Genomic DNA, 13,126 nt, shown 5'->3' on the forward strand with positions numbered 1-13,126 from the left:
ATGTCCGTCGAGGCCCTCGCCACGGAGCTGAGCGCGGATCCGGAGTCCGCGCCTGACGCCATCGCAGCCGCGTCGGAACCCGAGCCGTCCCCGGCCGCTGACGAGCCGTCCGCCGCGGATCCCGCCGAACCGGCGGACACCGACGGCGATGCCGCGCAGGCAAACGCGGTGCCGGCCAAGCCCGGCAGCAAGCCCGCTGACGCCACCTCGGCCACCGCCGCGCCGGCGAAGCCGACCCGGCAGTCCTCCGACACCACAGCGGCCACGGCGACCGCCACGCAGGGCGCGTCGGCAGCCAAGGCTGCCACCGAGGCGGAGCCGACGGACAGCGCCGCTGAGGGCACTGCGACAGCGAAGGCCGCCAGGGCGAAGCAGGCAGGCAGCGCGGCCAGGACAAAGCCCGCGGACAGCGCCGCCGACACCGGGGCGGCTGCTGCTGCGCAGAGCGCAGCGGCAGCGAAGGCCGCCAGGGCGAAGCAGGCAGGCAGCGTCGCCGGAGCAAAGCCCGCGGACAGCGCCGCCGACACCGGGGCGACTGCTGCTGCGCAGAGCGCAGCGGCGGCGAAGGCCGCCGAGGCGAAGCAGGCAGGCAGCGCCGCCAGGACAAAGCCTGTCGAGAGCGCATCCGACGCCGCGACTGCTGCCGCGAACGGCAACGCAGCGGCGGCGAAGGCCGCCGAGGTGAAGCCGGTGGACAGCGCGGCATCGCAGAGGGCCGCGAAGCCGGCCGCCGAGGCCAAGCCGGTAGACAGCGCCGCCGAGGCGGCGGCCGAAGGCGCCTCCGCCGGGGCGAGCGTCGCGGCGCCCGCGCGGCACAGTGGGGACCGGATCGCGCGGCGGTACCGGCTGGAGGAGTGCACCACCAGCAACGAGGTCTTCAGTTCCTGGCGCGCCGTCGACGAGAAGCTGCGGCGGGCCGTCGGCATCCACCTGCTCGCCGCCGCCCACCCGCGCGCCAAGGGCGTGCTGGCCGCCGCGCGGCAGGCGGCGCTGCTCGGCGACCCGCGCTTCGTGCAGGTGCTGGACGCCGTCGAGGACGGCGACGAGGTGTACGTCGTGCGCGAGTGGCTGCCGGACGCCACAGGGCTGGACACCCTGCTGCTGGCCGAGCCGCTGGAGGCCTACGAGGCCTACCAGCTGGTGCGCCAGCTCGCGGACGCGCTCGCCGCCGCGCACCGGCGCGGCCTCGCGCACCTGCGGCTCACCCCGGCCTCGGTGCTGCGCACCGACAGCGGGCAGTACCGGATCGACGGCATCGCCGTGAACGCGGCCCTGCGCGGCGTCGAGGCGGACGACAGGAGCGACGCGGCGCTGCGCGACACCCGCGCCATCGGCGCGCTGCTGTTCGCCGCGCTGACCCACCGCTGGCCCTTCCCCGAGGGCGGCAACGGCCTCCAGCGGCTGCCGCGCGACCTCGGCACGGTGCCCGCGGAGCGGGTCCGCGCGGGCGTGCACCGCGGTCTCTCGGACCTGACCGCCCGCACGCTGTGCACGCCGCCCGGCGGCAAGCTGACGCCGATCACCGCCCCCGACGAGCTCGCCAAGGCCGTCACCGAGCTGCCCAAGGTGCGTCAGCCGGAGCCCGAGCCGCTGGTGCTGCCGAGCTACCCCGCCCACCGGGCCACGCCCCAGCGTGGCACCGGGGCGGCTCCCACGACGGTGACCGCGTCCGTCCCGCCGCGGACGCCCCACCAGCCCCACAGGCCGCAGCAGGCCCCGCAGCCCGCCCTGCCGGGCCGCTCGGGCCGCGCGCTGAAGTGGGCGGTCTCCCTGGTCGTCCTGGGCGCGATCGCGCTCGGCAGCTGGGGCACCGCCGAGGCGCTGATGGCGAAGAACAACAGCAACAACGGGGCGACCAACAACCAGCTGGGCCAGAACACCACCGGCTCCACACCGGGCACCTCGGGCGACAACGGGCGCACGCTGAAGACGCTGTCGCTCTCCTCCGCCACGGAGTTCTCCCCGCTGGACCCGACGACGATAGCGGGCGACAAGGCGCCCCTGACGATCGACGGCGACCCGAAGACCGCCTGGATCACCGCCAGCTACAGCGGCTACCCGAACTTCGGGAACTACACGACGCGTAAGGACGGCAGCGGGATCCTGGTCGACCTCGGCAGCGTGCAGAGCGTCTCCGAGGTCAAGGTGCTGCTGCCCTTCGGCGAACAGACCCAGGAGATCCTCGCGGCCCCGGCCGGCGACTCGTCCGCCCCGACGGACCTGAGCGGCTTCACCCAGCGGATCAGCAACGACCAGCTCCTGCCCGGCACCAGCCTGGACAGCGGCGTTCTGGCCCAGCCGGTGCGCACCCGCTACGTGCTGATCCACGTCACTTCGCTGCCCGCCGACCCCACCTCCGCGGGCCAGTTCCGGGGCGGCATCTCGGAGATCCAGGTCCTGGGCTGACGCGGACACCTCCGGGATGGCAGGCTTGACCCCGACTTCCGCGTGGCCAGCCGTGACACATCAAGGGGGGTGGAGGGCCAGGTGACCGAACCGGTCGAGGACGCAGAACTGCTGCGTCGCCATCTGGAGGGCGATCCCGACGCCTTCGGCGAGCTGGTGCGCCGCCACCGCGACCGCCTGTGGGCGACCGCGCTGCGCACGCTCGGCGACCGCGAGGAGGCCGCCGACGCCCTCCAGGACGCGATGGTCTCCGCCTTCCGCGCCGCGCACACCTTCCAGGGCCGCTCCGCCGTCACCACCTGGCTGCACCGGATCGTCGTCAACGCCTGCCTGGACCGGGCACGCCGCAGCAACACCCGCCGCACCCGGCTGGTGGAGGACGAGACGGTGCTGGAGAGCGCCGCGGGCCACGACGAGGGAGCGGACGTCTCCGCCGAGCGCGGCGAGCTGCGCCGCGAGCTGACCGCCGCGCTGGCGACGCTGCCGCACGAGCAGCGGGCCGCGCTGGTCCTGGTGGACATGGAGGGCTACTCCGTCGCGGAGGCCGCGACGCTGCTGGGCGTCCCCTCCGGCACGGTCAAGAGCCGCTGCGCGCGGGCACGGGCCAAGCTGCTGCCCCATCTGAGCCATCTCCGGGCCGGTGCCGCCGACCCGGACCGATCAAGATCACGAACTGTCACACGTGAAGCAGTAAACGATCTTGGTCGAGCGGGCGCGGGGAACCGGGCGGCCCCACCGCACGTCCCATCGCCGGACCAACCGGACCGAGCCGAGACCGCGAGCGCCGCAGGAGGTGAGCTGAAGGCATGAGCGACTCCACACTGCACCCGGCTCACCCCGACGTCGAACTGCTCGCGGAGCACGCCGAGGAACTGCTCCCAGCCGAGCAGAGCGCCGGGCTGACCGCACACCTGGACTCCTGCGCGGAGTGCCGGGAGACCTATGCCGCCCTCGCCGAGCTGACCGCGCTGCTGGGCGACGAGCCCGACGCCGGCCCGATGCCCGAGGACGTGGCCGCCCGCATCGACGCCGCCCTCGCGGCGGAGCGGGAGCGTCCCTGGGACCTCGACGGAGCGACCGTCGCAGCGGTCACGGAGGACACCGCCGCCGCCCGCACCGACGCCGAGGGGACCACCACCGACGGCGCGGAGAGCGACGGCGCGGAGAGCGACAGCGCGGAGAGCGACGGCGGCCGCACGGGGGCGTCCAGGCGTCCCGCCGGGGAGCGGCCGGCCGACAACCGTCCCGGGACCCGCTCGCGGCGCAGCGCCCGCATGCGCCGCGCGCTCGTCACCCTGGCGCTCTGCCTCGCCGCCGGCGGCATCGGCATCGCCGTCTCCCGCGGCGGCGATCTGGACAGCGGGGCGAACAACAGCGCGTCGGCCAACGGTGGCGCCCAGGTCGTCCCCCACTCGCTGAGCGCCGCCTCGTCGTCCGCCTACGACTTCACCCAGGCGAACCTCGTCGGCGAGGTCCAGCGCCTCGCCGGCGACGCCCAGGCGAAGAGCGCGGGTGCGGCGGTCGGGACCGTGCCCTCCGCCTCGCCCTCCTCCTCGGGGATGGCCCCGCACACCGCGCCGAACAACGGCGCCCAGACCGTTCCCGGCGGCGCCTCCGTGGCGCCGTCCGGATCAGCCGAGCCCACCGCCCCCACGTGCGTCCTGGCCGCCACCAAGCGGACCGACGCGCCCGCCGTGCAGGGCCTCGGCCACTACCTGGGCGTCGAGGTCTTCGCGCTGCTCTACCCGGACGCGACCGATCCCGCGCACCAGTGGGACGTGTACCTCGTCCAGAATTCCTGCTCCGCTCCGCTGGTCATGCTCCACCAGTCGGTGCCGCGCGCCTGAGGCGCCGGGAATGCGAGACACTTGGTAACCGTTGACCGGGGTGGACACCACCGGCCGGCAAGACGGCAGCCGCGCGTAAGCATTCAGGAGAACCAGTGAGCGACGTTCGCAACGTGATCATCATCGGCTCAGGCCCGGCCGGCTACGCGGCCGCGCTGTACACCGCACGTGCCTCGTTGAACCCCCTGGTCTTCGAGGGCTCCGTCTCCTCCGGCGGCGCCCTGATGAACACCACCGAGGTCGAGAACTTCCCCGGCTTCCGCGACGGGATCATGGGCCCGGAGCTCATGGACAACATGCGCGGCCAGGCCGAGCGTTTCGGCGCCGAGCTCGTCCCCGACGACGTCGTCGCCGTGGACCTCAGCGGCGACATCAAGCTGGTCACCGACTCCGAGGGCACCGTGCACAAGGCCAAGGCGGTCATCGTCGCCACCGGCTCGCAGCACCGCAAGCTGGGCCTGGAGCACGAGGACGAGCTGTCCGGCCGCGGCGTCTCCTGGTGCGCGACCTGTGACGGCTTCTTCTTCCGCGACCAGGACATCGCCGTCGTCGGCGGTGGCGACACCGCGATGGAGGAGGCCACCTTCCTCTCGCGCTTCGCCAAGTCCGTCACGGTGATCCACCGCCGCGAGGAGCTGCGCGCCAGCAAGACCATGCAGGAGCGCGCCTTCAACGACCCGAAGATCACCTTCGCCTGGAACAGCGAGGTCGCCGACCTCCACAGCGAGGGCGGCAAGCTGAGCTCGGTGACCCTGCGGGACACCCGTAACGGCGAGACCCGCGCGCTTCCCGTCACCGGCCTGTTCATCGCGGTCGGCCACGACCCGCGCACGGAGCTGTTCAAGGGCCAGCTGGAGCTCGACGCCGAGGGCTACCTGCGCGTCGACGCCCCCTCCACCCGCACCAACGTCTCCGGCGTGTTCGGCGCGGGCGACGTCGTCGACCACACCTACCGCCAGGCCATCACCGCCGCCGGCACCGGCTGCTCCGCCGCCCTGGACGCCGAGCGCTACCTGGCCGCCCAGGCGCACGTCGAGGTCGAGCAGACCGCCTCGGTCTGATCCGGCACGACCGAAGAAGCCATCCCGTACCCGCACCACCAACCCGAGGAGATCCCGTGGCCGGCGCCACCATCACCGTTACCGACGCAGACTTCGAGGCCCTGGTCCTGAAGAGCGACAAGCCCGTCCTGGTCGACTTCTGGGCCACCTGGTGCGGCCCGTGCCGCCAGGTCGCGCCGATCCTGGAGGAGCTCGCCACCGAGTACGGCGACAAGCTCACCATCGCCAAGATCGACATCGACGCGAACCCGGACACCCCGGCCAAGTACGGCGTGCTGTCGATCCCGACCATGAACGTCTACCAGAACGGCGAGGTCGTAAAGACCATCGTCGGCGCCAAGCCGAAGAGCGCGCTGCTGCGCGACCTGGCCGCTTTCGTCGGCTGAATCCATCTGCTGATCGGCTGATCGGGTCACAACACCGCGGCATGCCCGCTCCGGGCCCCTGGTTTCACGGAAACCGGGGGCCCGCGGCGTACGATCTTGGCTATGTCCCAGCAGCGACCGTCCCACGCGTACTCCTGGAAGCTCGGGGACACCGGTCCCGCCGTCGCCGAGATCCGCTTCAAACTCACCCTGCTCGGCCTGCTCGCCGAGCCCCCCACCCAGCGTCCGGGCCGCCACCTGCCCTCCGCCGAGTCCCTCTTCGACCTGGACGTGGACGCGGCCATCCGCCACTTCCAGCAGCAGCGCGGACTCACCGCCGACGGCATCGTCGGACCGGAGACCTACCGGCACCTCAACGAGGCCCGCTGGCAACTCGGCGACCGGGTGCTCAACTACCTGCCCAGCAGCATGCAGGTCGGCGACGACGTCGCCCAGCTCCAGCAGCGGCTGCTCGACATGGGCTTCACCCCGGGTCGAGTGGACGGCATCTACGGCCCCGCCACCGCCCAGGCCGTCGGCGAGTTCCAGCGCAATATGGGCCTCTACCCCGACTGCACCCTCGGGCCCACCACCTATGTGGTGCTGGAGCGGCTCTCGCGCACCGTCGTCGGGGGCACCCCGCACGTGATGCGCGAGACCGAGATGCTGCGTCACTCCGGCCCTGCCCTGACCGGCAAGGTGATCGTCATCGACCCGGGCCACGGCGGCCCCGACACCGGTCTGCGCGGGTACGGCCTCAACGAGGCCGACATCGTCTGGGACGTCACCAGCCGTCTGGAGGGCCGGCTGACCGCCCTCGGTGTGCGGACCTACCTGACCCGCACCGCCGACACCGCCCCCGAGGAGGCCGAGCGCATCCGCTTCGCCAACCGCACCGGTGCGAACCTGATGATCTCGCTGCATCTGGAGGGCCACACCAACCCCACCGTCGGGGGCGTCGCGAGCTACTACTACGGCGACGACAGTCGCGGCCGATGGTCCCACACCGGCAAGCAGTTCGCGGGGCTGGCCCAGCGCGAGCTCGTCGCCCGCTGTGGCCTCGGGGACCTGCGCAGCCACGCCCGCACCTGGACGATGCTGCGCGCCACCACCATGCCGTGCGTGCGCCTGGAGCTCGGCTACCTCACCCACGCCGGCGACGCGGAGCGGCTCCGCTCCCCGGAGACCCGCGCCCAGGCGGTCGAGGCGATCGCGGTCGCCGTCCAGCGCGTCTACCTCCCGCCAGAGGACGACGCCCCGACGGGCGTGCTGCGGCTTCCGCTGACCCGCGTCTGAGGCGCCTCAAGATCATTGGCTGCTTCACGTGAAGCAGTTAGTGATCTTGAAATGCTTCACAGCGGGCGCAGCGACGGCTCCTTCTGCACGGCGCCCAGCAACCGCTCCAGGGCGACCTCCATCTCGCCCTTCCACGACAACGCCGACCGCACCTCAAGCCGCAGCCGCGGATACCGGTGGTGCGGTCGGACCGTCTTGAAGCCGACCGCCAGCAGATGGTCCGCCGGCAGCACGCAGTGCGCGTCCTCCGCCTTCGCGTCACCGAACGCCTCGATCGCCTTGAAGCCCCGACGCACCAGATCCTTGGCCACCGTCTGCACCAAGGTCCGGCCGATCCCCTGCCCCTGATAGCCCGGCAGCACCCGAGACGTCATCAACTGCACCGCGTCCGGGGAGATCGGGCTCGTCGGGAAAGCCAGCGACCGCGGCACGTACGCGGGCGGTGCGTACAGGACGAAGCCCACCGGCACGTCGTCGACATAGGCGATCCGACCGCAGGACCCCCACTCCAGCAGCACGCCGGAGATCCAGGACTCCTTCTCCAACTCCGGCCGCCCGTCCTTGATGGCGGCCTCTCCGCTGACCGCGTCCAGCTCCCAGAAGACGCAGCCTCTGCACGGCAGCGGGAGATCAGCGAGCGAGTCCAGCGTCAGCGGTACCAACCGGCGTCCCATGCCTCCACGATAGGCGCCCGCACGAAAAGACACGCGGGCATGACGGAGCCCCCGTGCTCGGAGAGCGCGGGGGCTCCGCCATGATGCCCGCTGGGTCAGTCCTCGATGGGCTCGGCCTCGACGTCCTCGCCGAGGATTCCCTGACGCAGCCGCTCACCCTCACCCGGCGCGAACGCACCGAGGATGCGGTCCAGGTCGTCCACCGAGGCGAACTCCACGACGATCTTGCCGCGGTCCTTCCCCATCTCGACCTTGACCCGGGTGTCGAACCGGTCCGAGAGCCGGTTGGCCAGGCTCGCGAACGCCGGGGAGACCCGACGGCCGGCCCGCGGGGCCGGCGCCTTGCGCGGCTTGCCGGTCTCCTTGGCGAGCAGCGTGGCGATCTCCTCCAGGTTGCGGACCGAGAGGCCCTCCGGAGAGATCCGCGCCGCGAGCTTCTCGCGCTGCTCCTCGTCGTCCACGCCCAGCAGCACCCGGGCGTGCCCGGCGGAGAACTCCCCCGCCGCGAGCCGCCGCTGCATGAACGGCGACAGCTTCAGCAGCCGCACCGTGTTGCTGACGTGCCCGCGCGAGCGGCCGATGCGGTCGGCCAGCTCGCCCTGGGAGCAGGAGAAGTCGTACATCAGCTGCTCGTACGCGGCCGCCTCTTCGAGCGGGTTCAGCTGGGCGCGGTGCAGGTTCTCCAGCAGCGCGTCGAGCAACATCTTGTCGTCGTCGGTGGCGCGGACGATCGCCGGAATGGCGTCGAGGCCCGCCTCCTTGCCGGCCCGCAGACGACGCTCGCCCATGATGAGCTCGTAGCGCTCCGGCCCCACCTGGCGCACCACGATCGGCTGGAGCAGACCGACCTCCTTGATGGAGGTGATCAGTTCCGCCAGCGCCTCGTCGTCGAAGACCTCACGCGGCTGGCGCGGGTTCGGCGTGATCGTGTGGATCGGGAGCTCGGCGAAGTACGCGCCCTCGATCGGCTTCAGCTCCGGACCCGAGGAGGACTCGGCCGCGTCCACCGTCCGGACCGGGATGGAGGCGACGCCGCCAGCGCCGTTCAGGCCGGCGACCTTGACGGCCGCGATGCCGCGTTCCGGGTTGGCGACCACGGGCGCGCCGGTGCCGACGGCACCGGGGGGAGTGACGGGCGAGGCGGCCGCCGGGATCAGCGCCCCCAGACCACGACCAAGACCCCTACGACGCTCGCTCACCGGTTCCCCTCCATCGTGCTGTGCTGGTCCATGCCGTGCTGTTCGAGGCTGCGGTTGTGCTGGGCGTAGACCCCGGTCGCCGCGCCGTTGGCGTAGCTGACCGCGGTGGCTGCCGCCTCGGCCTCCGCGTTCCGCAGGGCGATCTCCCGGGCGGCCTCCAGGTAGGACAGCGCGCCGCTGGAGCCCGGGTCGTAGGTGAGCACCGTCTGCCCGTAGCTGGGCGCCTCGGAGACCCGGACCGACCGCGGAATGCTGGTGCGCAGCACCTCGCTGGTGAAATGGTTGCGCACCTCCTCGGCCACCTGGGAGGCGAGCCGGGTGCGCGCATCGTACATGGTGAGCAGGATCGTGGAGACGTGCAGATCCGGATTGAGGTGCGCACGGACCAGGTCCACGTTGCGGAGCAGCTGCCCGAGGCCCTCCAGCGCGTAGTACTCGCACTGGATCGGGATCAGCACCTCGCGGCCGGCCACCATCGCGTTGACCGTCAGCAGGCCGAGCGAGGGCGGGCAGTCGATCAGGATGTAGTCGAGCGGCTGCTCGTAGGCGGCGATGGCGCGCTGCAGACGGCTCTCACGGGCGACCAGGGAGACCAGTTCGATCTCGGCCCCGGCCAGGTCGATGGTGGCGGGGCAGCAGAAGAGGCCCTCGACGTCGAGCACCGGCTGCACCACGTCGGCCAGTGGCTTGCCCTCGACGAGCACGTCGTAGATGGAGGGCACCTCGGCGTGGTGGTCGATACCCAGGGCGGTGGACGCGTTGCCCTGCGGGTCGAGGTCGATCACCAGGACGCGAGCGCCGTGCAGGGCCAGCGAGGCGGCGAGATTGACCGTGGTCGTGGTCTTGCCGACGCCGCCCTTCTGGTTGGCGACGACCATGACGCGGGTCTGCGCGGGGCGCGGCAGCGGATCTCCGACCCGCGCCATCGCGGTGACGGCGGCCTGCGCGGCGCGCGCGATCGGAGTGTCGTCGGCGAGCGGCGGGGTGTCGGAGTCCTGCATGTCGGCCAGTGTTTCATGCGCCCCCGTGGGTTGGACAACGGGCGCGGGCAGCCGGGGCCCGGGGAGCGGCTCTGCGACGACGGGCTGTTCGACGGACATGGTGGCGCCCCCCTGAGTCTCCGGGCTGTCGTCAGCATCATCGCGCAGCTCACGAGGCACAGGGGCGAGTTGGCGACGATCGAGGCCCCTGGGCGCCATGTCTTCACTCAAAGGGCGAGTTTCACCGAATGGGCGAGTCTCACTCGAAGGACGGCCGGGACGGGTACGTTGGGCGGCCTCACGGCTACGGCTGAGGATGCCGGAGAGCAAGGAGCGACGTTTCACGAGCACCACGATGCCCGTTTTTGGGCACTATCTGACGGTTCGACACTCCGGCACATAAAGACAAGATCACTAACTGCTCCACGTGAAGCAGTTAGTGATCTTGAAAAGAAGACTCAGCGGTTTCGGCGGTTCCGCGAGGCGCGAGCTGCCTTGGCACGACGCGCGGCCGACTTCACCCCGCCCGGACTCTCGCCCGCCATCACCCGGACCACATGCGTCGGCGTGGAGACCACGTCGGCCCCCACCACCTCCACCGACCACTCCACAGCCCCCAGCTTCAGCAGCGCGGCCCGATGCTCGGCCACCTCCTGCTCCGCCGAGTCGCCCTTCAGCGCCAGCATCTGCCCGTACGGGCGCAGCAGCGGCAGGCCCCAGCCGGCCAGCCGGTCCATCGGCGCTACCGCCCGGGCCGTCACCACATCGACCTGGACCTTGCCGACCATCTCCTCGGCCCGGCCGCGCACCACCGTCACGTTGTCCAGACGCAGCTCCCGCACGACCTCCTCCAGGAAGTTCGTGCGCCGCAGCAGCGGCTCCAGCAACGTGATCTGCACATCCGGACGGGCCAGCGCCACCGGGATGCCCGGCAGGCCGGCCCCGGACCCCACGTCGCACAGCGACAGCGGGGACGGCTTCTCCGGCAGTGCCTCACCCAGCACCGCACAGTTGAGGATGTGCCGCTCCCACAGCCGGGGCACCTCACGCGGGCCGATCAGGCCGCGCTTGACCCCCGCGTCAGCGAGCAGCTCCGCGTAACGCTCGGCCAGCGGCAGCCGATCGCCGAAGAGCTCCGCGGCGACAGCCGGGGTCTCCCCGAGCTCCGTCGAAAACTCCTCCGGCTGGTCCTCGACCACGCCGCACCACTCCTTCTCGCTTACAGCTGCTGCTCATCAAAACCTGCAACGGCCCCGCCTGCGGCACGCGACGACGCGCACCGCGGACGGGGCCGGACAATCCTGCGGGGCCCGCTCAGGCAGGCAGGACGACCACCCGGCGCTGGGGCTCCTCGCCCTCCGACTCGCTGCGCAGACCGGCGGCGGCCACCGCGTCGTGAACCACCTTGCGCTCGAACGGCGTCATCGGCCGCAGGCGCACCGGCTCGCCGGACTCCTTCACGTCCTTCGCCGCCTGCGCACCCAGCTCCGCCAGCTCCGTGCGCTTGCCCGCGCGGAACCCGGCAATGTCCAGCATCAACCGGCTGCGCTCCCCGGTCTCCCGGTGCACCGCCAGACGGGTCAGCTCCTGGAGGGCCTCCAGCACCTCGCCGTCCTGGCCCACCAGGCGCTGCAGCGTGCGCATCGCCCCCGGACCCTCACCGACGATCGACACCGAGGCGCGGTCGCCCTCGACGTCCATGTCGATGTCGCCGTCCAGGTCGGCGATGTCGAGCAGCGCCTCCAGGTAGTCCGCCGCGATCTCGCCCTCCTGCTCCAGGTTGGCCAGCAGCTCGCTCTTGGACGTGCCCTCGGGGGCCACGGTGCCGTCCGTCACAGGATCGACTCCTTCGGTGAATCAGATGGAGACAGAGAGGATGAAGACAGGGAGAGGGAAGCGGGTCAGGACTTCTTCTTCGGCGACTGCCCGCCGCCCTGGTTGCGGTTGCCACCGCCACCGCCACCGGCGGTGGCCCGGCCACGCGAGGACGCGGCGGTCTTGGTGCCGCCCCCCTGCTGGCCGCCGCCACCGGAGGAACGCTGCGACTTGGTCTGCCGCTTCGGCTGCTGACGCACCGGCGCCGGCTCCGGCACCTCGTCCTCGACCGGCTTGTCCGAGCCGCCCTTGACCAGCGAGGCCAGGCCCTTGATCTCGGTGCCGTCGGCGTTGAGCTTGCCCGCCGCCTTCAGGCGCGCCTGGCGCTCCTTCCAGGCCACCGAACCCGGCGTCGGGTTGTTGCGGATGATCACCAGCTGCTGGCCCAGGGTCCAGATGTTCGTGGAGAACATGTAGATCAGGACACCGATCGGCATGGCCGGACCGGTGAAGACGTAGATCAGCGGCAGGAAGTACATCATCATCTTCTGCTGCTGCATGTACGGCGTCTTGACCGTGAGGTCGACGTTCTTCGTCATGATCTGCCGCGTGGTCATGAACTGCGTGACACACATCAGCGCGATGAAGATGCCGGCGACGATCCGGACGCTCGTGTGGGTCGTCGAGTAGAACGTCCCGGAGATCGGGGCCCCGAAGATGTCGGCCGCCTTGGCGCTGTTCACCTGCGCCTGGGTGAAGATGCCGACCTTGTGGCCCTCGGAGATCAGCCGGAGCACACCGTAGAGCGCGCCACCGATCGGGATCTGGATGAGCATCGGGAGGCAGCTCGAGGCAGGGTTGGTGCCGGCCTCCCGATAGAGCTTCATCATCTCTTCGGACTGGCGCTGCCGGTCGTTCTTGTACTTCTCCTGGATGACCTTCATCTTCGGCTGCAGAGCCTGCATCGTCCGCATGGACTTGATCTGCTTGGTGAAGATCGGGATCATCGCCGCGCGGACGACGAGCACCAGCAGCACGATGGAGAGGCCCCACGCCCAGCCGCTGTTCGGATTGAACACCTGGCTGAACATGCCGTGGAAGCAGACGAGGATCGCTGAGACCACGTAATACAGCGGACTCAGAATCGTGTCGTAGAACTGCACCGGTCAGACTCCTTGGGCAGTGGTCGGGGGGACCGGCTTGCGAAACCGCCGGTACCAGACCGGGTGCTTTCGTTCCGGGACGTAGTCGAAGCCGCCGGGGCTCCACGGGTTGCACCGTAGGATCCGCCAGGCGGTGAGGACGGTGCCCTTGATCGCACCGTGGACCTTGATGGCCTCAAAGCCGTAACGCGAGCAGGACGGGTGGTAGCGACACACCGGTCCCAGCATGGGGCTGATGGTCCACTGGTAGAGCTTGATCAGCCCCAACAGCGGGTACTTGCCGGCGAAGAGGCCGACCAAGCCGACCACCACCCACAGCA

13 protein-coding genes are annotated in these 13,126 nt (G+C 71.2%); 6 read left to right on the top strand and 7 right to left on the bottom strand.

Translation table 11 applies throughout. The annotated features are described in order from the left end of the window. The 6 genes from ABH931_RS01430 (at position 1) to ABH931_RS01455 (ending at position 6,975) form a co-directional block, all read left to right on the top strand. Positions 1-2,406: a serine/threonine protein kinase gene (locus tag ABH931_RS01430; RefSeq protein ID WP_370109000.1), complete on the top strand. Its 2,406-nt coding sequence runs from the start codon at positions 1-3 to the stop codon at positions 2,404-2,406. Positions 2,407-2,487: 81 nt separating this feature from the next. Continuing rightward, the gene (gene sigM, locus ABH931_RS01435) at positions 2,488-3,216 is read left to right on the top strand and encodes an RNA polymerase sigma factor SigM (RefSeq protein ID WP_370109002.1); all 729 of its coding nucleotides are present in this window, start codon (positions 2,488-2,490) and stop codon (positions 3,214-3,216) included. Further along, positions 3,213-4,253, top strand: a complete 1,041-nt coding sequence (locus tag ABH931_RS01440; protein WP_370109004.1) for a zf-HC2 domain-containing protein — start codon at positions 3,213-3,215, stop codon at positions 4,251-4,253. The genes sigM and ABH931_RS01440 overlap by 4 nt, the downstream gene beginning before the upstream one ends. Before the next feature lie 95 nt (positions 4,254-4,348). After that, entirely contained in the window at positions 4,349-5,314 is a 966-nt protein-coding gene (gene trxB, locus ABH931_RS01445; protein WP_370109006.1) for a thioredoxin-disulfide reductase, read from the top strand. A 56-nt stretch (positions 5,315-5,370) separates the two neighbouring features. Continuing rightward, on the top strand, positions 5,371-5,700 hold the full coding sequence (trxA, locus tag ABH931_RS01450; RefSeq protein ID WP_370109008.1) for a thioredoxin: 330 nt from the start codon (positions 5,371-5,373) through the stop codon (positions 5,698-5,700). Positions 5,701-5,802: 102 nt separating this feature from the next. Beyond that, a complete protein-coding gene (locus tag ABH931_RS01455) occupies positions 5,803-6,975 on the top strand; it encodes an N-acetylmuramoyl-L-alanine amidase (protein WP_370109010.1) in 1,173 nt (390 codons plus the stop codon). A 56-nt stretch (positions 6,976-7,031) separates the two neighbouring features. Here the strand turns inward: ABH931_RS01455 and ABH931_RS01460 are convergent, their stop codons facing one another. From ABH931_RS01460 to yidD, 7 genes are all read right to left on the bottom strand, one after another. Continuing rightward, entirely contained in the window at positions 7,032-7,649 is a 618-nt protein-coding gene (locus ABH931_RS01460) for a GNAT family N-acetyltransferase (protein WP_370109012.1), read from the bottom strand. A 95-nt stretch (positions 7,650-7,744) separates the two neighbouring features. Further along, positions 7,745-8,848 (bottom strand): ParB/RepB/Spo0J family partition protein, encoded by a 1,104-nt coding sequence (locus ABH931_RS01465; RefSeq protein WP_370109014.1) that lies wholly within the window; start codon positions 8,846-8,848, stop codon positions 7,745-7,747. Further along, on the bottom strand, positions 8,845-9,948 hold the full coding sequence (locus ABH931_RS01470) for an AAA family ATPase (protein WP_370109016.1): 1,104 nt from the start codon (positions 9,946-9,948) through the stop codon (positions 8,845-8,847). The genes ABH931_RS01465 and ABH931_RS01470 overlap by 4 nt, the downstream gene beginning before the upstream one ends. A gap of 338 nt (positions 9,949-10,286) precedes the next feature. Continuing rightward, positions 10,287-11,027, bottom strand: coding sequence for a 16S rRNA (guanine(527)-N(7))-methyltransferase RsmG (gene rsmG, locus ABH931_RS01475; protein ID WP_370109018.1), 741 nt, complete (start codon positions 11,025-11,027; stop codon positions 10,287-10,289). A 115-nt stretch (positions 11,028-11,142) separates the two neighbouring features. Beyond that, positions 11,143-11,664, bottom strand: coding sequence for a protein jag (locus ABH931_RS01480; protein ID WP_370109020.1), 522 nt, complete (start codon positions 11,662-11,664; stop codon positions 11,143-11,145). 65 nt (positions 11,665-11,729) lie between these two features. Further along, complete coding sequence (gene yidC, locus ABH931_RS01485; RefSeq protein WP_370109021.1) at positions 11,730-12,806, bottom strand: membrane protein insertase YidC; 1,077 nt, start codon at positions 12,804-12,806, stop codon at positions 11,730-11,732. A gap of 3 nt (positions 12,807-12,809) precedes the next feature. Beyond that, positions 12,810-13,106, bottom strand: coding sequence for a membrane protein insertion efficiency factor YidD (yidD, locus tag ABH931_RS01490; RefSeq protein WP_370109458.1), 297 nt, complete (start codon positions 13,104-13,106; stop codon positions 12,810-12,812). Positions 13,107-13,126 lie beyond the last annotated feature (20 nt).

The sequence above is a fragment of the Streptacidiphilus sp. MAP12-33 genome (assembly GCF_041261265.1).
Lineage (GTDB): Bacteria > Actinomycetota > Actinomycetes > Streptomycetales > Streptomycetaceae > Streptacidiphilus.

Excerpts from the sequence above, each read along its gene's own strand:
- ABH931_RS01460 (WP_370109012.1), bottom strand. The coding sequence starts at position 7,649 with ATGGGACGCCGGTTGGTACCGCTGACGCTGGACTCGCTCGCTGATCTC.
- ABH931_RS01455 (WP_370109010.1), top strand. The coding sequence starts at position 5,803 with ATGTCCCAGCAGCGACCGTCCCACGCGTACTCCTGGAAGCTCGGGGAC.
- ABH931_RS01430 (WP_370109000.1), top strand. The coding sequence starts at position 1 with ATGTCCGTCGAGGCCCTCGCCACGGAGCTGAGCGCGGATCCGGAGTCC.
- ABH931_RS01440 (WP_370109004.1), top strand. The coding sequence starts at position 3,213 with ATGAGCGACTCCACACTGCACCCGGCTCACCCCGACGTCGAACTGCTC.
- ABH931_RS01470 (WP_370109016.1), bottom strand. The coding sequence starts at position 9,948 with ATGTCCGTCGAACAGCCCGTCGTCGCAGAGCCGCTCCCCGGGCCCCGG.